This window comes from Marinobacterium ramblicola, assembly GCF_019084545.1.
GTDB lineage: Bacteria > Pseudomonadota > Gammaproteobacteria > Pseudomonadales > Balneatricaceae > Marinobacterium_D > Marinobacterium_D ramblicola.
On record NZ_JAHREP010000034.1, the window covers coordinates 25902 to 46308 of the forward strand.

Consider the following 20407-nt stretch of genomic DNA (forward strand, 5'->3'; position numbering starts at 1 on the left):
CACAGCTGTTGCTAGTGCCCCACATAGCTTAAATGGGGTTCGTGCAAATGTCTGAGAACAACACTTCCGTTCAGGGTGCGGCTATCAAAACCAAAACCCGCAATATCGGTTTTTTGTTGCTGAACAACTTCACCATGATTGCGTTGGCATCGGCAGTCGAGCCGCTGCGTATGGCCAATCAGCTCAGTGGGCGTGAGCTGTATAACTGGCATACCATCAGCGAAGATGGTGAGCAGGTCATGGCCAGTGACGGAATTCGTATCACACCGGACAGTTCGATGGCCGATGCGCCGGCTCTGGATACGATTATCGTGGTGGGCGGTGTCAATATCACACGTAACTACAGCCGTCGCCAGGTATCATGGTTGCAGTCCTTGGCACGCAAGCACATTCTGATCGGCGGCGTATGTACCGGTCCTTATCTGCTGGCGGAAGCGGGTCTGCTGGATGGTTATGACTGCAGTGCGCACTGGGAATGTATAGCCTCCTTGCAGGAAGCTTACCCCAAGGTGCGTTGCACCAATCATCTGTTTGTTATCGATCGCGATCGCATGACCAGTAGTGGCGGTACCGTACCGCTGGATATGATGCTGAACATGATCAAGCGTGACTTCGGTTACCAGTTGACGGCCGGTATTTCGGAGATGTTCATCTGCGACCGAGTACGTAACGAATCCGATTATCAACGTATTCCTCTGCGACATGTGTTGGGTACCACGCAGCCCAAATTGGTCGAGGCGGTGGCGCTGATGGAAGCCAATATCGAAGAGGCGATCGAGCTGGATGAGCTGGCGTCCTACGTTGGTCTGTCCCGTCGCCAGTTGGAGCGCCTGTTCCAGAAATATCTGCAGTGCTCACCGTCGAAGTATTACCTGAAGCTGCGCCTGTTCCGGGCTCGCCAGTTGCTGAAGCAGACCTCCATGTCGATCATCGAGATCGCGGCGGCCTGTGGTTTCGTGTCCACTCCGCACTTCAGCAAGTGTTACCGCGAACATATCGGTATCCCGCCGCGTGAGGAGCGTAGCGGTATGCGCAGCCAGGACCGTTCTCAGACCGTGACACCGTTGGTAACGACGGCTTTGCCGGGGCTCAATCAAAAGGCGGGAACCGCCGCAAATGCGCTTGCCATGCATGCGTTGAGCGAAGCTCAGTTCGAGCCGACCTACGGTTCGGTTACCCTGCAGTAAGCGCTTCGACAGTGCTTCAAAAACGCCGCCACGCCTTCGGGAGTGGCGGCGTTTTTGTTAGCCAGGAAAAAAATGGTTGCAGGTCGCGAATCACTACGCTTTACGTCAGCCCGGTGACGCTTTTAGAACAATTCTGCTCGATCTTTCCCCCTATTCTGACCGCTGAATAGAACGCCCTTTAGATAGGTGAAGAGATGAACGCAGCCGAGTTGCACAAAGACTCCATCATCATCGATGGTCTAGTTTGCGGGAAAATGAACCTTGAGTTGTTCCAGGATATGCAGAAGGGCGGTGTGACTACCGCAAGCTGCACTATGGCGTTTTGGGAAAACTTTCAGGGCACGGTGAATAATATCGCCGCCGTAAACAAAATTATCGATGAAAACCCCGAGATGCTGCTCAAGGTGCGCACGACTGCAGATATTCGTCGTGCGAAAGCCGAGGGTAAAACCGGCGTTCTGATGAGTTTTCAGAACACCTATGCTTACGAAGATCAGATCAGCTACGTGAAGATCTTTAAAGACCTGGGCGTGGGTATCGTGCAGATGTGCTACAACACCCAGAACCTGGTGGGTACCGGCTGCTACGAGCGCGATGGCGGTTTGTCTGATTTCGGTCGTGAAATCATGTGGGAGATGAACCGCGTTGGCGTTATGTGCGACCTGTCGCACGTCGGTTCCAAAACCTCCGAAGAGGTGATTCTCGAGTCCAGGAAGCCGGTGTGCTACTCCCACTGCCTGCCGTCCGGTCTGAAAGAGCATCCGCGCAACAAATCCGATGAAGAACTCAAGTTTATCGCCGATCACGGCGGCTTCGTTGGTGTAACCATGTTCGCGCCCTTCCTGAAAAACGGCATCGATTCCACCATCGAAGATTACGTTGAAGCGATCCGCTATGTATTCAACCTGGTGGGTGAAGATCAGATCGGCATCGGTACCGACTTTACCCAGGGTCAGGATCAGCAGTTCTTCGAGTGGCTGACCCATGACAAGGGCTATGCACGTCGCCTGACCAACTTCGGCAAGATTATCAACCCGAAAGGTATCCGTACCCTGGGCGAGTTCCCGAACCTGACCGAAGCGCTCCTGAAAGACGGATTTACCGAAACTCAGGTGCGCAAGATCATGGGTGAGAACTGGGTTCGCATTTTGGGCGAAGTCTGGGGCGAGTAACCCCTTTTATTTTAAGAACAGAATTCGATTTGGAGTTTGGAACAATGGGTACTCATGCACCTGAAATGCCGATCCTCGTAGATGACGAAACCGGCGTATGGACCACCGACGCACTGCCGATGCTGTATGTGCCGCGTCACTTCTTCGTCAACAACCATATGGGTATCGAGGAAGAGATCGGTGCGGAGCGTTATGCCGAGATCCTGTACAAGGCCGGCTACAAGTCCGCCTACTACTGGTGTGAAAAGGAAGCTGAAGCGCACGGTATCTCCGGCGCCGATGTGTGGCACCACTACATGAAGCGTCTGTCTCAGCGCGGTTGGGGCTTCTTCATCACCGAAGCGCTGGATCTGGAAAAGGGTACCGCCCGCGTGCGTCTGGAGAACTCCGCGTTCGTTTACCAGTACGGCAAGGTGAATCGCAAGGTCGACTACATGTTCACCGGCTGGTTTGCGGGCGCCATGGATCAGATCGCTGAGAGTCTGGGCTATCCGGTACGTACCGTTGCCGAGCAGACCCAGAGCGCCGCTGAAGAAGGCTGTGACTACGGCATCTTCGAAGTGACGCCCGTAGCGGAACAATAGTGCTGAGCTGATCAGCGCAAAACAAGAGCAAAATACCTGCGTTGCCCAGAGGCGGCGCAGGCCCTTAGAAAAGTTGGGGTGAACCATGTCGCAGTTCGATGTCCTGTTTCAGCCGTTGAACATCAACAAGCTGACCATTCGTAACCGTATCGTCAGTACCGCTCATGCCGAGGTGTATGCCACCGACGGCGGTATGACCACCGATCGTTACGTCAAGTATTACGAAGAGAAAGCCAAGGGCGGCTGCGGCCTTTGTATCTGCGGCGGTTCCAGCGTGGTCTCCATCGACAGCCCGCAGAGCTGGTGGAGCTCGGTGAACCTGTCCACCGACCGCATCATCCCCCACTTCCAGAATCTGGCCGATGCCGTGCACAAGCATGGCGGCAAGATCATGATCCAGATTACCCATATGGGCCGTCGCTCCCGCTGGGATGGCGAGAACTGGCCGAACCTGATGTCGCCGTCAGGCATTCGTGAGCCGGTACATCGCGCGACCTGCAAGACCATCGAAGAGGAGGAGATCTGGCGCGTCATCGGCGATTTCGCGAAAGCGGCCGTACGTGCGAAAGAGGGTGGCCTGGACGGCGTCGAGCTGTCAGCTGTGCATCAGCACATGATCGACCAGTTCTGGTCTCCTCGTGTAAACAAGCGTACCGACCAGTGGGGCGGCACCTTCGAAAACCGCATGCGTTTCGGCCTGGAAGTGGCCAAGGCGGTGCGTGCAGCGGTGGGTCCTGACTTCGTCGTCGGTATGCGTATCACGGGCGACGAGTTCCATCCGGACGGTCTGAACCATGACGACATGAAGCAGATCGCGGCGTACTACGACGCCACCGGTCTGATCGACTACTTCGGTGTTGTTGGCTCTGGCTGCGATACTCACAACACCCTGGCGAACGTTATCCCGAACATGAGCTACCCGCCGGAGCCGTTCCTGCACCTGGCGGCAGGCATCAAAGAGGTGGTATCCGTACCGGTTATCCACGCGCAGAACATCAAGGACCCGAACCAGGCCAAGCGTATCCTGGAAGCCGGTTACGTCGACTTCGTCGGTATGACCCGTGCGCACATTGCTGACCCGCACTTCATCGCCAAGATCAAGATGAACCAGGTCGACCAGATCCGTCAGTGCGTCGGTGCCAACTACTGTATCGACCGTCAGTACATGGGTCTGGACGTACTCTGCATCCAGAATGCGGCCACCTCCCGTGAGTACATGGGTCTGCCGCACATCATCGAAAAAACCACAGGCCCGATCCGCAAGGTTGTCGTTGTCGGCGGTGGCCCCGGCGGTATGGAAGCGGCCCGTGTGGCAGCCGAGCGCGGTCACAACGTGACCCTGATCGAGAAAGCCGAGGAGTTGGGCGGTCAGATCACCATCGCGGCGAAAGCGCCTCAGCGTGACCAGATGGCCGGTATCACCCGCTGGATGGCCATGGAGCTTGAGCGTCTGGGCGTGGATATCCGTCTGGGCACTGCGGCCAATGCCGACATGATTCGCGACCTGAAGCCTGATGTCTGCGTTCTGGCCACCGGCGGTACGCCGTTCCTGGAGCAGAACCCGCACTGGGGCGCTGCCGAAGGTCTGGTTGTGTCCAGCTGGGATGTGATCAATGGCGTTGTCGAGCCGGGCAAAAACGTGCTGATCTACGACACCATCTGTGAGTTCTCCGGTATGTCCGCGGCCGACTACCTCTCCTCCAAGGGCTCCATGGTTGAGCTGGTTACCGACGATATCAAGCCGGGTGTCGGCATCGGCGGTACTACCTTCCCGACCTACTACCGCAGCCTGTACGAGAAGGAGGTGATCATGACCTCTGACCTCATGCTGGAGAAGGTCTATCGTGAAGGTGACAAGCTGGTAGCAGTACTGGAGAACGAGTACACCGGTCAGAGGGAAGAGCGCGTTGTCGACCAGATCGTGGTCGAAAACGGCATCCGTCCGAACGAAGCGCTGTACTACGAGCTGAAGGCCGAGTCACGCAACAAGGGTCAGATCGACAACGAAGCGCTGTTCGATATCAAGCCGCAGCCGATCCTTAGCGAGCGGGGCGATGGCATGATCCTGTGGCGTCTGGGTGACTGCGTGTCACAGCGCAACACCCACGCCGCGATCTATGACGCACTGCGTCTGTGTAAGGATCTGTAATCGTCGGGCAGCAGCTTCGGCGGTTAGGTGACAAGCAGGTGGTCACGGGCCGCACGGTGGGGTACCGACTGGGTGACCTGTTCCGGCACGCCGTGAACACATCCATGTGGGCTTCACGCCGGCATCCCTGCCGGCGAGAGCCGGCCCAGATCACCCAGTCGGCACCCCTGATAGTCCGGCGGTTCGATATTACGCCGTGTTATTCCGGGTTGTGCCGGATTTATTGAGATTCAGTGAGGGCTCATCATGATCCTCGATTGGTTACTCCCCATTCTGATCTCCGCAGCGCTGCTGTTGGCCGTGGCCGGCATGCTCAAGCGGATCAGCCTGTGGCGCGCCGGTCAGCCGGAGAAGGTCAACTTCTTCTCGGGCTTGATGGCGATGCCGCGCCGTTACCTGGTGGATCTGCACCATGTAGTGGAACGTGACAAGTACATGTCCAAGACCCACGTGGCGACCGCAGGCGGCTTCGTGCTGTCGATGGTGCTGATCCTGGCCGTGCACCTGTTCGGTATTGAAAACCGTTGGCTCAGCTACGCGCTTTTGGGCGCGCTGGTGCTGATGTTCGTCGGCAGCTTCTTCGTCTGGAAGCGTCGCCGCAATCCGCCTTCACGCCTGTCGAAAGGGCCGTGGATGCGCCTGCCCAAGAGCCTGCTGATGTTCGCCGTCAGCTTCTTTATCGCCACACTGCCTGCCGCCGGCATTCTGCCTGAGGCGTTCGGTGGCTGGGTGCTGGCAGTGCTGCTGGCGGCCGGTATCGTCTGGGGTCTGGGTGAGCTGGTGTTCGGCATGGCCTGGGGCGGGCCGATGAAGCACGCCTTTGCCGGCGCGCTGCACCTGGCGTTTCACCGTCGTCCGGAGCGCTTTGGTGGCGGTCGTTCAACCGGCCTCAAGCCGGTTGACCTGAACGCTGCAAAGCTGGGTGTTGAGAAGCCTACCGATTTCAAATGGAATCAGCTGCTTGGGTTCGATGCCTGCGTACAGTGCGGCAAGTGTGAGGCGATGTGCCCGGCATTTGCGGCCGGTCAGCCGCTGAACCCGAAGAAACTGATCCAGGATATGGTTGTGGGTCTGGCCGGCGGTTCTGACGCCAAGTTTGCCGGTAGCCCTTATCCGGGCAGAGATGTGGGCTTTGCCGTCGGTGGCCCGAACAAGTCGATCACCGAAGGTCTGGTCAGCCCCGATACGCTCTGGTCCTGCACCACCTGCCGCGCCTGTGTCGAGGAGTGCCCGATGATGATCGAGCACGTGGACGCGATTGTCGATATGCGTCGGTTCCTGACCCTGGAGAAGGGCAACACGCCGAACAAGGGTGCTGAAGTCCTGGAAAACCTGATCGCCACCGACAACCCCAGTGGTTTCAATCCGGGTAGCCGGATGAACTGGGCGGCGGACCAGAACCTGCGCGTCATGAAGGATGTGAAAGAGGTCGATGTGCTGTTCTGGGTTTCCGACGGTGCTTTCGATATGCGTAGTCAGCGTATCCTGCGCGCATTCGTGAAAGTGCTGAAGGCTGCCAAGGTGGACTTTGCCGTACTCGGTGATGAGGAGCGCGATTCCGGCGACGTGGCCCGTCGTCTGGGCGACGATGCGACCTTCCAGAGCCTGGCCAAGCGTAATATCGCCGCACTGAGCCAGTACAAGTTCAACCGCATCGTGACCACCGATCCGCACGCCTTCCACTGCTTGAAGAACGAATACCCGGATCTCTATCCGGCCGGCCAGAAACCCGCTTACGAGGTGCTGCATCACACCACCTTCATCAATGAGCTGGTCAAGGCGGAACTGCTCAACCTGAGCGAGTTCAAGGGCGGCACCGTGACCTATCACGACCCCTGCTACCTGGGTCGCTACAACGGCGAGTACGACTCACCGCGCGAGCTGCTCAAAGAGCTGGGTATCGAGCTGGCCGAAATGGAGCGCTCCGGTTTCCGTTCCCGTTGCTGTGGCGGCGGCGGTGGTGCACCGATCACCGATATTCCGGGTGAGCGTCGTATTGCCGATATGCGTATGGAAGAGGTTCGTGCAGTTGGCGCCGAGCTGGTTGCCGTGGGCTGTCAGCAGTGTACTGCGATGCTGGAAGGTGTCGTAGAGCCGCGAGCCGAGGTCAAGGATATTGCCGAGCTGGTCGCCGAGGCATTGGTGGAGGAGGTTTCACCTGCGCCTGCCAAGTCGCGTGAGCAGAGTAAAGTGGCAAAAAAGCCGCTGGCTGAGGAGGTCTCCTGATGAGTGAGGATATTATCCGTCGCGATCCGAGGGCTGAGTGGATCGCGCGCAACCGGCTGCACCCTCTGCACCAGACGATGCAGGCGAGCCCGGCCGAAACACGTGGACCCTCCGGCCTGATTCGGCGTAACCCCCATGCGGTAGGCTTTATTGGCCCGAATGGCATCAAGCGTATCGATCGCATGAATGCCAGTGGTCCGGCTACGGTCGGCGGGCGTCGCGCCGCCGGCGCGGCGAAAGAGGTGGAGCTGCCGCTGCACCGCGTCGAGAACCCGGATTACTATATCGCCGTGGTGCCCGATATGGTCGGTGGCCGTCTCAACGGCCACGACAAGGATGTAATTGGCCAGGCGCACAAGCTGATCGGCGAGATCGGTGGTAACGGCGCCGTGCTGACCATCGTCTTCGGTGAGCACCGCGAAGAGGCGTTCGACAAGGCCGGCGTGGACCGCTTGCTGCATCTGCAGGGCGACGAGTACGAAGGTTATTCGCCGGAGTTGCGTGTTGCCGCTCTGGCCCAGGTTGAAAAAGAGTACGCACCGCGCTACTGGCTGCTGCCGGATAGCGTCGCGGCGGGCTTCGAGCTGGGATGCCGCTTGGCGGCCCGTATCGGCGAGCGCCCGGCGACTCAAGCCTGGCAGGTTGGTGCCGAACAGACTATCTGCCGCGGCGCCGGTGGTACCAGCGATATCACGCGCCAGACCCCGCGCTTGTTGCTGTTGGCCGAGGAGTGCGCCGACCAGATCGACGAGACACGTCACGAAGTACTGCCGGTGGAGCTGGTCGGTACTGTGGCGGGCCATGCGTCGATTCGCGACTGCGGCCAGGTGGCGGTGGATCCGAATGCGATCCCGCTGGCGGAAGCCGAATTCATCCTCTCTGCCGGTAACGGTGTGAGCGACTGGGCTCAGTTCCATCAGGCCGCCGAAGCGCTTGGTGCGACCGAGGGTGCCAGCCGTGTGGCGGTGGACGATGGCAACATGCCACGTTTCCGTCAGGTGGGTGCGACCGGTACTTGGGTCACGGCGCGGGTTTACGTCGCGGTCGGTATCTCCGGTGCGATCCAGCACATGCAGGGTATCGGGCAGTGTGACAAGGTGATCGCCATCAACACCGATGTCGGCTGTGACATGGTTAAGCGCGCCGCGCTGAGTGTGATTGGTGACAGTAGCGAAGTGCTGGCGGAGTTGATCCGTCTGGCCAAGGCACATCGTCAGGAGGTAGTCGAGAATGCAGCCTGATAAACAGAACGCAAGTCTGCGCATTACCGCGCTGGTATCCGTCGGTAAGCATCCAGGCTCCGGTCGCGCACGCCGCGCCGAACAGGATGCTCGTGCTGTCGAGATGGCCATGACCCTGGCGCCTGAGGGCTTGGAGGTGCTGCATGCCGGTGACCCGCAGGCCGATTCCCTGCGTGCCTATGCCGGTATGGGGTTGAAGAGGTTGCGTGTCCTGCAACAGGGGACGAATGCTGACGCGGTTCCCGCGTTGAGTCAGTACCTGAAACAACAGAAACCGGACATCATCCTGACCGGCGTTCGCGCCGAGAGCGGCGAGTCCTCCGGCATGACGCCCTACCTGCTCGGCGAGGCGCTGGGTCTGCCGGTGGTGACGCGCATCGCCGAGATCGTCAGCATCGATCATGGTGAAGCCAACCTGCTGCAGGCGCTGCCGCGCGGTCAGCGTCGTGCTCTACGCGTACCCTTGCCGTTTGTTGCTAGCGTCGATATGGCCGCAGCGGCGCCGCGTCAGAGCGCCTTTGGCCCCGCCAGCCGCGCCGATCTTGAAAGCCAGGATATCGGTATGGCGGTTATGGATGAGGTCAAGGCTGCCTGGAGCGAGGCGCCGGCGCGCAAGCGTCCGAAACGGCTCAAGGTGGTTAAGGCTAAAACCGCCGCCGATCGCTTCAAGGCGGCGACGGCAAAATCATCCGGTGATGGTGGCAAGGTGCTGCGTGACAAACCTGCAAGCGAGATGGCTCAGGCGGTGTTCGACCTGCTTCTGGAAGAGGGCGTTCTGCGTTAAAAAAGCCTTTTTACCCCGTGTCGTTCCTGGAACTGTGCGGGGCGATCATGAGCAGGTGACTGATGTTTGCTCAGTACACAATGGACACATATTCCAAACGAAGCCAGACAGCCTCACCTCTGTATGCTACCTGCGGAATATATCCCCTGTGTTAAGACCGGCGCCGGACCTCCTTCCGGCCCCGGTTGTTCTTCAAGTCTCCGGCGCACCCCGGAGCATTCACGGTTCTAATCCTTGAGCCCCCTTTATGGGGGCTTTTTTTTGCCCTGGACCCATGGCCTGAGTGCTGACCCGGTTTGTGTCGATCTCGTCGTCTTGATTGCCAGGAGTCGGGGCGATTGGCAAGCGGCGACGGATTGTTCGTATAGCCAGGAGCGCTATTTTGAGGTGTCGCGATTAGATAAGTCATTCCCGCCATGTCGCAATCCTGCCCCTTTTCCTGCCGGAGCTGTCGCAAGCAGGACAACAGAATATCCCCGCATTCGTAGTATGGACTGGCACGCTTGGCTGCGCTCGGAAAGCCTTTTAAAAGGCTGGGAGTTCCTCTCGCTTCCGCTATGGGCTGGTCCCCCAGCATCCGTTCACGCCAGGACACAATAACAAAACCAGATTCCTCATCAGAGGCCTGTGCTGTTAGAGCAGACAGTTCAAAGGAGAGCTTTATATGAAAGGTGTAAAATCCGATCCATCCGTGGCAGAGGCCGCGGTGATCACCGATGAGTATGATACCGACTACCAAGTCGGCCAGGATAACGTCAACATACTCGGCCTGGATGTGCATAACCCCGTGTTCGGCATCAGCGCCGGACTGATCCTTCTGTTTATCATAGCAACGCTGCTGTTTCCGGCTGGTGCCAAGGAAGCACTGACCGGAGCCCGCGGCTGGTCGATCGAGAACTTCGATTGGCTGTTCATGGTGGCCGGTAACATATTCGTTATCTTCTGCCTGGCACTGATCGTGTTGCCGGTCGGTCGTGTTCGTCTTGGTGGCGTTAATGCCAAGGCCGAGTTCTCCACCGTCTCCTGGTTCTCGATGCTGTTTGCTGCCGGCATGGGTATCGGTCTGATGTTCTGGAGTGTTGCCGAGCCTGTGGCGTACTACACCGACTGGTACGGTACACCGCTGAATGCGGCGGCACGTACACCGGAAGGTGCCGACATGGCCCTGGGCGCTACCATGTTCCACTGGGGTCTGCATCCCTGGGCGATCTACGGTGTTGTTGCCCTGGCACTGGCCTTCTTCTCCTACAACAAGGGACTGCCGCTGACCCTGCGCTCCGCCTTCTACCCGATTCTGGGTCGTCACACCTGGGGCGTGCTGGGCCATGTGGTCGACATCCTGGCGGTACTGGCGACTATCTTCGGTCTCGCTACCTCCCTTGGTCTGGGTGCACAGCAGGCAGCTGGCGGTCTTAACTACCTGTTCGGCATCGCCAACGATATCTCCACTCAGGTGGCAGTGATCGTCGTGGTTACCTGCATCGCGCTGTTCTCCGTGGCACGTGGTCTGGACGGTGGTGTAAAGCTGCTCTCCAATATCAACATGCTGATCGCAGCGGGTCTTATTGCGCTGATTATCGTGGTGGGTCCGACCCTGGCGATCTTCAAGACCGCAGGTACCATCCTCGGCTCCTACGCTGAAAACATCATCCCGCTGTCCAACTGGATCGGGCGTGAAGACGGCACCTGGTTCCACGGCTGGACCGTGTTCTACTGGGCATGGTGGATCTCCTGGTCACCGTTCGTGGGTATGTTCATCGCCCGTATCTCACGTGGTCGTACCGTGCGCGAGTTCATCACTGCTGTACTGCTGGTGCCGACACTGGTCACCGTGGTGTGGATGGCGGTAATGGGTGGTACTGCAATGGAACAGGCCACTAACGGCGTCGGCCAGCTGGCTAACGGTATCGGCGATGTGTCCCAGGCGATGTTCCAGATGTTTGAAAATCTGCCGGCAACCACTCTGCTCTCCGTAGTGGGTATCGTGCTGGTGCTGGTGTTCTTCATCACCTCTGCTGATTCCGGCTCTCTGGTCATCGATAGCATCACTGCTGGTGGCAAGACCGATGCGCCAATGCCGCAACGTATGTTCTGGGCTACTCTGGTGGGCATCATTGCCGGCACGCTGCTGGTTGGTGGTGGCTCCGAGGCGCTGACTGCGCTGCAAGCGGGTGCCATTACTACAGGTCTTCCGTTCACAGTTGTGCTGGTACTGATGTGCTTTAGTATCTATCTTGGTCTGAAGTCAGAAGTACACTTGCACCGCTGATTTAAGCCATAACTGGGGGATCGGACGATGATGATTGCTGAGCTATTTGATCTTGAAGATTTTGCGGGATATCTGCGTGAGCTGGGGCTGGCATTGCCGGTCGGGGCTGATGAGGCTCTCGTAAGAACTGAACTTGAAGAGTGGCTCAGCAACGCATCCGGTGAAGGGCTGGCCGCATTTGAGCGGCTGGCCACTGAACTGGAAGCGAAGTACGAGGGGGTGATGTTGCCTTGTGTCGTTGCGCTTATCGCCCATGGCCGCGACTGCATTGCTCATAAACGATAACAAGTGATAATCACTTGAAATGAGAGATAACTACTCAAGGTTGTCGGGATTCGTCTGACACCTTGCTTCATGAGTCGAGGAGTAGCTCATCCAGTGTGATCAGCTCACCGCAATGGGTGCTGTCATAACCGGGTAGAGCATCGACCGCTTGTCTGAATCTTTCTCCGCGAAACGTTTCCAGCAGTGTCTGCATTGCAGGCATCTCCAGCGCACGCTGGTGGCAGGCCAGCAGGTAACGCTCTTGAGCCAGGGGGATAAAGTCTAGTCCGAATTGACTAGCGGCGGCCTGTACGCCGAACCCTGTGTCGGCCATCCCCGCTGCAACATGGGCCGCGACTGCGGAGTGAGTGAACTCCGTTCCGGTGCTGTCGAGGCAACTGGCGCTGTCGAGTCCGCTACGGCGCATGAGCTCCTCCAATAGCGAGCGTGTACCGGAGCCGGTCTCTCGATTGATAAAGCGCACATCATCGCGGCACAGATCAGTTAGTCCCTGGATAGCCAGGGGGTTGCCCGGTTTTACCATCAGTCCCTGTTGGCGGGTGATAAAGCGGATAATGCGGTGCGCCCTGGGTTTCAGCAGTTTCTCGATCCACCCCAGCATTTCGGCGCTGATGGCGCTTACCGGTAGATGAAAGCCGGCGATATCGCATTGGTCGCGAGCCATGGCGGCCAACGCATCCTGTCCCTGTTTGTATTGCAGATCGAGATCGAACCCTTCGGTAAAGCGGGGCAGCAGCTCCACCGCATAGCCATGGCTGGCATGCAGGCGCAGGCTCGGACGACTACCCTCTAATAGTCGGGAAAGCTCGATATTCAGCTCAGAGGTGATGTTGTCGAGCTGGGGTTCGAGCCTGGCGATCACGCGCTTCTCGGCCCAGAGCAGCTTCTCGCCCAGTTGTGTGAGGCGGGCTCCACGCCCTTTTTCCAGCTCCGCCAGTGGCAGGCCGAAAAACTCCGCCCATTTGTTGAGCTGGTTCCAGGCGTGGCGGTAGGAGATCCCGGCTTTCGAGGCGGCGCTGGTGAGCTTGCCGTCACGCTCTATGTGTCGCAATAAGGTAAATAGTTGGGGATCCAGTGTGCGACCCTGTTCATCTCGGAAAGACCAGGTAGGCACAATTGTAATCTTATGAATAGGCATTTTGTTTCATATTTTGATTTGCGTGTCTGAATGGTAATTTAACCGCCACTATAAGAGCAATACTTCCGCTTAAATATGAAATTGGGTTCATATATTGGCGGTAGGAGGTATAACAATGACTATGCCGGGAAGCGCAGCCTGGGAGCCAACAGCCGCGCAAGCCATCATCGATCAGCTCAAGTCAAAGCCAGGTGCGCTACTGCCGATCCTGCACGCCATCCAAGACCGCTTTTCCTACATCCCCGAAGAGGCCGTTGCGTTGATCGCGTCCGCGCTGAAGTTGACGCGGGCAGAGGTCCACGGGGTGATCAGCTTTTACCACCACTTCCGCACCCATCAGCCGGGCCGTCACGTGGTGGAGATCTGCCGTGCCGAAGCCTGCCAGGCGCAGGGCGCACGGGCGCTTGAAGCACACGCCAAGGCGGCGCTGGGCGTTGACTACCACCAGACCACCGCTGATCGCACCGTAACGCTGGAGCCGGTCTACTGCCTGGGCAACTGCGCCTGCGGTCCGTCGGTTCGCGTCGGTGACGATATCCACGCCCGTGTTGACGCCCAGGCGTTTGACGAGCTGGTCGAAAGTCTGAAAACCGAACGAGTGGAGGTGCGGTGATGACCTATCGTATTCATGTACCGTCCGACACCACGGCCAAGTCGCTGGGCGCCGACCGTATTGCCCGCACCGTTGAACAGCTGGCGAAAGAGCAGGGCGTTGATCTGGAGATCCGCCGCAACGGTACCCGTGCCCTTTACTGGCTGGAGCCGCTGATCGAGGTGGATACAGCGGAAGGGCGTTATGGTTTCGGTCCGGTGAAGGAGTCCGACCTGGACTCGCTGTTCGCCGCCGAGTTTTGGAAGGGCGCCGTCGAGCATCCGCTGGCGTTGGGCCTGGTCGAAGAGATCCCCTACCTGAAGCGTCAGGAGCGTCTGACCTTTGCTCGCGCCGGTGTGACCGATCCGCTGTCGCTGGAGGATTACAAGGCGCATGACGGGTACAAGGGGTTGGAAAACGCCCTGGCGCTGAGCCCGCAGGTGATCGTCGATATGGTGAAGGAGTCCGGCCTGCGTGGTCGTGGCGGCGCAGCGTTCCCCACCGGCATCAAGTGGCAGACCGTGCTCAATGCACCTGCCGATCAGAAGTACATCGTCTGCAATGCCGACGAGGGCGACTCCGGCACCTTCGCCGACCGTCTGGTCATGGAGTGTGACCCGTTCATGCTGATCGAGGGGATGACCATTGCCGGTCTTGCCGTCGGCGCGACCCAAGGTTACATCTACCTGCGCTCCGAATACCCGCTCGCGCAGAAGAACCTGAACGCCGCGATCGAGACCGCCTACGCCAACAACCTGCTCGGCGAAAATATCCAGGGCAGCGGCCGGCACTTCGATCTGGAAGTACGCCTCGGTGCCGGTGCCTATATCTGCGGCGAGGAGACCTCGCTGCTGGAGAGTCTTGAGGGCAAGCGCGGTCTGGTGCGCGCCAAACCGCCGCTGCCGGCCATCGTCGGTCTGTTCGGCAAGCCCACCGTGGTCAACAACGTGCTGTCGCTGGCGGCGGTGCCGTTTATCCTTGATCAGGGCGCCAAGGCCTACGCCGATTGCGGTATGGGTCGTTCACGCGGCACGCTGCCGTTCCAGCTGGCCGGTAACGTCAAACAGGGCGGTCTGGTCGAGCTGGCGTTCGGTCCCAGTCTGCGTGAGCTGATGTTCGAGTTCGGCGGCGGTACCCGTAACGGCCGTGCGTTGCGTGCGGTGCAGGTTGGTGGCCCACTCGGTGCCTATCTGCCGGAGAGCCAGTGGGATACCCCACTGGACTATGAAGAGTTCGCCAAGGTCGGCGCCGTGCTGGGTCATGGTGGCGTGGTGATGTTCGACGATACCGTCGATATGGGCGAGCAGGCGCGCTTCTCGATGGAGTTCTGCGTCGCCGAGTCCTGCGGCAAGTGTACGCCCTGCCGTATCGGTTCCACCCGCGGTGTCGAGGTGATCGACCGTATTCGCGCCGGTGAAAACGTGGAAGCCAACCTGGAGCTGCTCTCCGACCTGTGCGAAACGATGGTCGATGGCTCTCTGTGCGCCATGGGCGGCATGACGCCGTTCCCGGTGCAGAGTGCGATGAAGCATTTCGGCGAAGACTTTGTGAAAAACGCGTCCAACGCTCCGGCGCTGGCGGAGGAGGTCTGATCATGTTGCAGCATTTCGATCCGCGTATTGATCACAATCGGGACTACGGCACTCCCGCGTCCCTGAGCGAAAACCTGGTCACGCTGGAGATCGACGGCGTCGAGATCTGCGTGCCCGAGGGCACCTCGGTGATGCGTGCCGCCGCGCTGGCCGATATCAACATCCCCAAGCTCTGCGCCACCGATAACCTGGAGGCGTTCGGTTCCTGCCGTCTCTGCGCGGTGCAGATCGACGGGCGTCGCGGTCTGCCTGCCTCCTGCACCACTCCGGCGGAGCAGGGGATGAAGGTGTGGACCCAGAACGACAAGCTGGCCAAGCTGCGTCGCAACATCATGGAGCTGTATATCTCCGACCACCCGCTGGACTGTCTGACCTGTCCGGCCAACGGTGATTGCGAGCTGCAGGATATGGCAGGCGCCGTCGGTCTGCGCGAGGTGCGCTACGGCTTCGATGGCGAGAACCATCTGGATGCGCCCAAGGATACCTCCAACCCCTATTTCACCTTCGACGCCAGCAAGTGCATCGTCTGCTCCCGCTGCGTGCGTGCCTGTTCCGAAGTGCAGGGCACCTTCGCGCTGACCATCGACGGTCGCGGCTTCGACTCCAAGGTGGCCGCCGGTCAGGACGAAGATTTCCTCGACTCCGAGTGCGTCTCCTGCGGCGCCTGCGTCCAGGCCTGCCCGACCGCGACGCTGATGGAAAACTCCGTCATCGAGATGGGACAGCCGGAGCATAGCGTGGTCACCACCTGTGCCTACTGCGGTGTCGGCTGCTCGTTCAAGGCGGAGATGAAGGGCGACAAGCTGGTGCGCATGGTGCCCTACAAGGGCGGCGAGGCGAACCACGGTCACTCCTGCGTCAAGGGGCGTTTCGCCTTCGGCTACGCCACCCACAAGGACCGTATCCGCACACCGATGATCCGCGATTCCATCGACCAGCCGTGGAAAGAGGTGAGCTGGGAGGAGGCGATCGGCTTCGCCGCCAGGCGCCTGAAGGAGATCCAGAGCGAGTACGGCCGGGAGAGCATCGGCGGTATCACCTCGTCACGCTGCACCAATGAAGAGACCTACCTGGTACAGAAGCTGATCCGCGCCGCATTCGGCAACAACAACACCGACACCTGCGCCCGCGTCTGCCACAGCCCCACCGGCTACGGCCTGAAAACCACGCTGGGCGAGTCCGCCGGTACCCAGACCTTCGACTCGGTGATGAAGGCCGACTGCGTGCTGGTGATCGGCGCCAACCCGACCGACGCCCACCCGGTATTCGGTTCGCTGCTGCGCCGCCGTCTGCGTGAGGGTGCAAGCCTGATCGTGGCCGACCCGCGCCATATCGACCTGCTCGATACGCCGCACCTGGGCGATGCGATGCACCTGCCGCTGCGGCCGGGCACCAACGTCGCCATGGTCAACGCGCTGGCCCATGTCATCGTCAGCGAAGGTCTGGAAGACACCGACTTCATCGCCCAGCGCTGCGAGTCCGACGCCTACGCCAAGTGGCGCGCATTCATCGCCGACGAGCGTCACGCGCCGGAAGCGGTGGAAGCGATCACCGGCGTTGCCGCCGAACAGGTTCGCGCTGCCGCCCGCGCCTACGCCAAGGCACCGAACGCGGCGATCTACTACGGCCTGGGCGTCACCGAGCACAGCCAGGGCTCCACCATGGTGATGGGTATCGCCAACCTGGCGCTGGCCACCGGCAACATCGGCCGCGACGGTGTCGGCGTCAACCCGCTGCGCGGTCAGAACAACGTGCAGGGCTCCTGCGATATGGGCTCCTTCCCGCACGAACTACCGGGCTACCAGCACGTCTCCGATGCCGTCGCCCGTGGTCGCTTCGAAGCCGCCTGGGGCGTGCAGATCGACGACGAACCGGGGCTGCGTATCCCCAACATGTTCGACGCCGCCATTGCCGGTCACTTCCGCGCCATGTACGTGCAGGGCGAGGATATCGCCCAGTCCGACCCCAATACCCAGCATGTCGAGGAGGCGCTGCGCTCGCTGGACTGCCTGATCGTGCAGGATATCTTCCTCAACGAGACGGCCAAGTTCGCCCACGTGCTGCTGCCGGGCTCCACCTTCCTGGAGAAGAACGGCACCTTCACCAACGCCGAGCGTCGCATCAACCGCGTGCGCAAGGTGATGCCGCCGATCGCTGGCAAGGAGGACTGGGAAGTCACCGTCGAGCTGTCCAATGCGCTGGGCTACCCGATGAACTACAGCCATCCGTCCGAGATCATGGACGAGATCGCCATGCTGACCCCGAGCTTCGCCGGTGTCAGCTACGACAAGCTGGATCAATACGGCAGCCTGCAGTGGCCGTGCAACGCAGAGAACCCGGTCGGTATGCCGATCATGCACGTGGAGAGCTTCCCGATCGGCAAGGCGCACTTCGCCGTTACCGAGTTCGTGCCGACCACCGAGCGCGCCAACCGTCGCTTCCCGCTGCTGCTGACCACCGGCCGTATCCTCAGCCAGTACAACGTCGGCGCCCAGACGCGTCGTACCGAGAACCAGGTCTGGCATAACGAAGACATACTGGAGCTCCACCCGCACGACGCCGAGGAGCGTGGCATCAACGACGGCGACTGGCTCGGCATCACCAGCCGTGCCGGCCAGACCGTACTGCGTGCCCGCATCAGCGAGCGGATGCAGCCGGGCGTGGTCTACACCACCTTCCACCATCCGGGTAGTGGTGCCAACGTGATCACCACTGACAACTCCGACTGGGCCACCAACTGCCCCGAGTACAAGGTGACCGCGGTACAGGTGGAGAAGGTGAGCCAGCCCTCCGAGTGGCAGAAGAGCTTCGAGGACAACAATCAGCGTCAACAGAAGTTCCTGCGTGAAGCCGCACCCGCGGGTGAAGGTCGGTAATGAGCGGGCATGAGGGCCGGAAGGTCTTTAATGTGCAGCGCCGCCAGGGTTCTGCGTCACAAGTAGCGCAGGACCAACTGGCGGAAGAGGTTGCGGTAGCACTGGTCTACAACGGCCTCTCCCACGTGGTGATGATGGCCAGCCCCACGGCACTGGAAGATTTCGCGCTGGGCTTCAGCCTCAGCGAGGGGATCATCCAGCGTCCGGAGCAGCTCTATGGCATCGACATCGAGCAGCGCCCACTGGGCATCGAACTGCTGATCGAAATTGCCACCGAGTGCTTCGCCAAGCTCAAGGAGCATCGCCGCAACCTGACCGGACGCACCGGCTGCGGCCTCTGCGGCGCAGAATCCCTGCAGCAGGCGGTCGGTACGCCCAAACCGGTGCGGGTTGTGGCGCTGCCCGACAGCCAGGCGGTCGAAAACGCGCTTGGGCAGCTGAAGGCCAATCAGCCGCTGCAATCGGTGACCGGCGCCGTGCATGGCGCCGCCCTGTGCGATCTTGATGGCCATATCCTGCTGCTGCGAGAGGATGTCGGCCGCCATAACGCGTTGGATAAACTGATAGGCGCTCGTGCGGCATGCAGGGAAAAGTATCCGGCAAACCACGAAAGCTTCGTGCTGATCTCCAGCCGCGCCAGTTACGAGATGGTCAACAAATGCAACGCCGCGGGTATCTCAACCCTGGTCGCCGTATCCGCACCGACAGCCTTGGCGGTGGAACACGCGACCGCAGCAGGCATGAACCTGATCGGCTTCGCCCGCCCGGGACGGCATGTGATCTATGCCGGCGGCCAAAGCGCACAACAAGAATCCAGATTAGTGAGAACAGAGCATGTTTCAGACTGAACAGGAACATCTGATCCAGATGATCAACCAGATCGCCCTCAACAACATCAGCGCCGGCGATGAAAACGACGTCGCGGATATGGTCGCGAGCCACGTGAAGAAGTTCTGGTCACGTCGGATGAAGAGTCAGCTGTTTGAGTGTGTCGAGCAGGGTGGGGAGGAGCTGCATCCGGCGGCTAGGTTGGCGGGGGAGAGGTTGCAGTCGGAAACCAAGCCACTGCCACAGTGAACGCAAAGAGCCTCGACTCATCGGGGCTCACTCCCAAAGAGTTGAAAAGGTCTCAGGCAGCCTGACTCATCCCTTCGCGAGCGCGACAGAACTTAATGATCTCGAACAGATTCTCCGCTCGTGGGTTACCTTTTGAACCGACCATGCGACGCAGGCTCTTGACGTCCTTATGGACGGATTCGGCAAGCTCGGGAAAGCTCTCTGTCGCATTAAGGTAATCGCGAAGTAGGTGCTTCCCGGTCTCAAAGTCGCCTTCGAGAAAGTTCTCGACCGCTTCGTCGATCAGGGCACGACGATACTCCGGGTCTGCCTTCGCCATCTCCATGACGGTTTCACGAAATTCTCGAGTCAGTGCCATCACCAAACTCCTTTTACCTAACCTCGTTAAAAATTACCGCAGAGCTTCCTTGCGGCGCTGGTAATCAGACCAATACTGCTTTGCGGCCTCGACGTCACGGCTTTGTCTTTTCTTGGAGTCGCCGAGCAGCTGCAATATCATTGTTCATACGTAGTAAATCCATCTGCCGGGTCAGTCTGCTATCTAGGTGGTAGTTTCTTTCTGTCACCTTGTAATCTGAAACCTTCAGGGATTGGCTTGAATTTGTCGTCATCCTCAGGCCAACGCTTTGCTCGACTTTGGAACGCTCTGAGTGCGTCAATATCCAATGTGGCTGCAACAACAAAATCGTTGTCACCTCCACGCAAACGAGCGATATCGCGCATGAACGATTCCTTAGCTGGGGAGCGTACGCGACTATCTCCGTACTTTCGATTATTGACTAGAATAGTATAGGCGTGAACATCCAGTGCGGCTGATTCGATTAGCGAAGCAAATGTGTCCAAGTCTCTATTCCAGCTCAATACCATCAACGCATCCACGGCACCCTGAAAACGTATTCTCGCTTTGCTGTTTTGCAGTTCAGAGCAAACCATAACGCCAAAATTAACGCCGTTGTGAATGTATATTGGTTTGGTAAACTTTCGTGATCTAGCATCTTTCTCTGATATGGCCCAAATTTTCCCATATTTAGCTGTTACTAACTTTTCGGAAAGTAAAGTCATAAAATGTGATACAATCGGCGCATGAAATGTAAACGTAGCTCAGATGGCCGCGCCATCGATCATCACTCCCTTCAGGTCATGCGCCAGCAGGCCGTAAAAGCGGTTGGCGAAGGCCAATCTCCCGAGTCCGTTGCCAAAGCGTATGGAGTCAGTGTGCGCACCGTCTTCCGCTG

The 20407-nt window shown here is 59.2% G+C and carries 18 protein-coding genes; 15 read left to right on the top strand and 3 right to left on the bottom strand.

Going from position 1 to position 20407, the window contains the following annotated elements; genetic code table 11:
- Positions 1 to 47 precede the first annotated feature (47 nt).
- The 9 genes from gbdR to KQ940_RS20465 all read left to right on the top strand — a co-directional run bounded on the left by gbdR (position 48) and on the right by KQ940_RS20465 (position 11897).
- Positions 48 to 1187, top strand: a complete 1140-nt coding sequence (gene gbdR / locus KQ940_RS20425) for a choline metabolism transcriptional regulator GbdR (protein ID WP_217416343.1) — start codon at positions 48 to 50, stop codon at positions 1185 to 1187.
- Between the two features lie 194 nt (positions 1188 to 1381).
- Complete coding sequence (locus tag KQ940_RS20430; protein WP_217416345.1) at positions 1382 to 2359, top strand: dipeptidase; 978 nt, start codon at positions 1382 to 1384, stop codon at positions 2357 to 2359.
- 44 nt (positions 2360 to 2403) lie between these two features.
- Complete coding sequence (locus KQ940_RS20435; RefSeq protein WP_217416353.1) at positions 2404 to 2943, top strand: 4-vinyl reductase; 540 nt, start codon at positions 2404 to 2406, stop codon at positions 2941 to 2943.
- Positions 2944 to 3028: 85 nt separating this feature from the next.
- Positions 3029 to 5092: a dimethylglycine demethylation protein DgcA gene (gene dgcA, locus KQ940_RS20440; RefSeq protein WP_217416355.1), complete on the top strand. Its 2064-nt coding sequence runs from the start codon at positions 3029 to 3031 to the stop codon at positions 5090 to 5092.
- Between the two features lie 249 nt (positions 5093 to 5341).
- The gene (locus KQ940_RS20445) at positions 5342 to 7318 is read left to right on the top strand and encodes a (Fe-S)-binding protein (protein ID WP_217416388.1); all 1977 of its coding nucleotides are present in this window, start codon (positions 5342 to 5344) and stop codon (positions 7316 to 7318) included.
- Positions 7318 to 8559 carry an electron transfer flavoprotein subunit alpha gene (gene etfA / locus KQ940_RS20450; RefSeq protein ID WP_217416357.1) on the top strand — a complete coding sequence of 414 codons (1242 nt, stop codon included), beginning with the start codon at positions 7318 to 7320 and terminating at the stop codon, positions 8557 to 8559. The genes KQ940_RS20445 and etfA overlap by 1 nt, the downstream gene beginning before the upstream one ends.
- Positions 8549 to 9343, top strand: coding sequence for an electron transfer flavoprotein subunit beta (gene etfB / locus KQ940_RS20455; protein WP_217416359.1), 795 nt, complete (start codon positions 8549 to 8551; stop codon positions 9341 to 9343). Before etfA ends, etfB begins: the two co-directional genes overlap by 11 nt.
- Positions 9344 to 10007: 664 nt before the next feature.
- The gene (locus tag KQ940_RS20460) at positions 10008 to 11612 is read left to right on the top strand and encodes a BCCT family transporter (protein WP_217416360.1); all 1605 of its coding nucleotides are present in this window, start codon (positions 10008 to 10010) and stop codon (positions 11610 to 11612) included.
- A gap of 27 nt (positions 11613 to 11639) precedes the next feature.
- Positions 11640 to 11897 carry a hypothetical protein gene (locus KQ940_RS20465; protein WP_217416362.1) on the top strand — a complete coding sequence of 86 codons (258 nt, stop codon included), beginning with the start codon at positions 11640 to 11642 and terminating at the stop codon, positions 11895 to 11897.
- Between the two features lie 67 nt (positions 11898 to 11964).
- On the opposite strand, the gene KQ940_RS20470 is transcribed toward KQ940_RS20465, so the two are convergent.
- Positions 11965 to 12948 (bottom strand): substrate-binding domain-containing protein, encoded by a 984-nt coding sequence (locus KQ940_RS20470; protein ID WP_343222701.1) that lies wholly within the window; start codon positions 12946 to 12948, stop codon positions 11965 to 11967.
- A gap of 208 nt (positions 12949 to 13156) precedes the next feature.
- Here KQ940_RS20470 and KQ940_RS20475 point away from each other — a divergent pair, with 208 nt between their 5' ends.
- Genes KQ940_RS20475 through KQ940_RS20495 form a run of 5 tightly spaced genes read left to right on the top strand, consistent with a single transcriptional unit; the run spans position 13157 to position 19172 of the window.
- Entirely contained in the window at positions 13157 to 13648 is a 492-nt protein-coding gene (locus KQ940_RS20475; RefSeq protein ID WP_217416390.1) for a formate dehydrogenase subunit gamma, read from the top strand.
- Positions 13648 to 15219, top strand: a complete 1572-nt coding sequence (locus KQ940_RS20480) for a formate dehydrogenase beta subunit (RefSeq protein ID WP_217416371.1) — start codon at positions 13648 to 13650, stop codon at positions 15217 to 15219. Before KQ940_RS20475 ends, KQ940_RS20480 begins: the two co-directional genes overlap by 1 nt.
- 2 nt (positions 15220 to 15221) lie before the next feature.
- The gene (gene fdhF / locus KQ940_RS20485) at positions 15222 to 18095 is read left to right on the top strand and encodes a formate dehydrogenase subunit alpha (protein ID WP_217416373.1); all 2874 of its coding nucleotides are present in this window, start codon (positions 15222 to 15224) and stop codon (positions 18093 to 18095) included.
- The gene (fdhD, locus tag KQ940_RS20490; protein ID WP_217416381.1) at positions 18095 to 18943 is read left to right on the top strand and encodes a formate dehydrogenase accessory sulfurtransferase FdhD; all 849 of its coding nucleotides are present in this window, start codon (positions 18095 to 18097) and stop codon (positions 18941 to 18943) included. The genes fdhF and fdhD overlap by 1 nt, the downstream gene beginning before the upstream one ends.
- Complete coding sequence (locus KQ940_RS20495) at positions 18930 to 19172, top strand: formate dehydrogenase subunit delta (protein WP_217416384.1); 243 nt, start codon at positions 18930 to 18932, stop codon at positions 19170 to 19172. The genes fdhD and KQ940_RS20495 overlap by 14 nt, the downstream gene beginning before the upstream one ends.
- A gap of 52 nt (positions 19173 to 19224) precedes the next feature.
- On the opposite strand, the gene KQ940_RS20500 is transcribed toward KQ940_RS20495, so the two are convergent.
- Together KQ940_RS20500 and KQ940_RS20505 are read right to left on the bottom strand one after the other, a co-directional pair.
- Positions 19225 to 19530, bottom strand: a complete 306-nt coding sequence (locus tag KQ940_RS20500) for a helix-turn-helix domain-containing transcriptional regulator (RefSeq protein ID WP_217416385.1) — start codon at positions 19528 to 19530, stop codon at positions 19225 to 19227.
- A 179-nt stretch (positions 19531 to 19709) separates the two neighbouring features.
- Positions 19710 to 20234, bottom strand: a complete 525-nt coding sequence (locus KQ940_RS20505) for a carbon-nitrogen hydrolase family protein (RefSeq protein ID WP_217416387.1) — start codon at positions 20232 to 20234, stop codon at positions 19710 to 19712.
- 21 nt (positions 20235 to 20255) lie between these two features.
- Here KQ940_RS20505 and KQ940_RS20510 point away from each other — a divergent pair.
- Positions 20256 to 20407: helix-turn-helix domain-containing protein (locus KQ940_RS20510; RefSeq protein ID WP_217416392.1), on the top strand; the 152-nt coding region annotated here is incomplete at its 3' end.

Bases quoted from the DNA above. Each gene is read 5' to 3' on its own strand.
- gbdR (WP_217416343.1), top strand. From the start codon at position 48: ATGTCTGAGAACAACACTTCCGTTCAGGGTGCGGCTATCAAAACCAAA.
- KQ940_RS20430 (WP_217416345.1), top strand. From the start codon at position 1,382: ATGAACGCAGCCGAGTTGCACAAAGACTCCATCATCATCGATGGTCTA.
- KQ940_RS20435 (WP_217416353.1), top strand. From the start codon at position 2,404: ATGGGTACTCATGCACCTGAAATGCCGATCCTCGTAGATGACGAAACC.
- dgcA (WP_217416355.1), top strand. From the start codon at position 3,029: ATGTCGCAGTTCGATGTCCTGTTTCAGCCGTTGAACATCAACAAGCTG.
- etfA (WP_217416357.1), top strand. From the start codon at position 7,318: ATGAGTGAGGATATTATCCGTCGCGATCCGAGGGCTGAGTGGATCGCG.
- etfB (WP_217416359.1), top strand. From the start codon at position 8,549: ATGCAGCCTGATAAACAGAACGCAAGTCTGCGCATTACCGCGCTGGTA.
- KQ940_RS20460 (WP_217416360.1), top strand. From the start codon at position 10,008: ATGAAAGGTGTAAAATCCGATCCATCCGTGGCAGAGGCCGCGGTGATC.
- KQ940_RS20465 (WP_217416362.1), top strand. From the start codon at position 11,640: ATGATGATTGCTGAGCTATTTGATCTTGAAGATTTTGCGGGATATCTG.
- KQ940_RS20475 (WP_217416390.1), top strand. From the start codon at position 13,157: ATGCCGGGAAGCGCAGCCTGGGAGCCAACAGCCGCGCAAGCCATCATC.
- KQ940_RS20480 (WP_217416371.1), top strand. From the start codon at position 13,648: ATGACCTATCGTATTCATGTACCGTCCGACACCACGGCCAAGTCGCTG.
- fdhF (WP_217416373.1), top strand. From the start codon at position 15,222: ATGTTGCAGCATTTCGATCCGCGTATTGATCACAATCGGGACTACGGC.
- fdhD (WP_217416381.1), top strand. From the start codon at position 18,095: ATGAGCGGGCATGAGGGCCGGAAGGTCTTTAATGTGCAGCGCCGCCAG.
- KQ940_RS20495 (WP_217416384.1), top strand. From the start codon at position 18,930: ATGTTTCAGACTGAACAGGAACATCTGATCCAGATGATCAACCAGATC.
- KQ940_RS20500 (WP_217416385.1), bottom strand. From the start codon at position 19,530: ATGGCACTGACTCGAGAATTTCGTGAAACCGTCATGGAGATGGCGAAG.
- KQ940_RS20505 (WP_217416387.1), bottom strand. From the start codon at position 20,234: ATGACTTTACTTTCCGAAAAGTTAGTAACAGCTAAATATGGGAAAATT.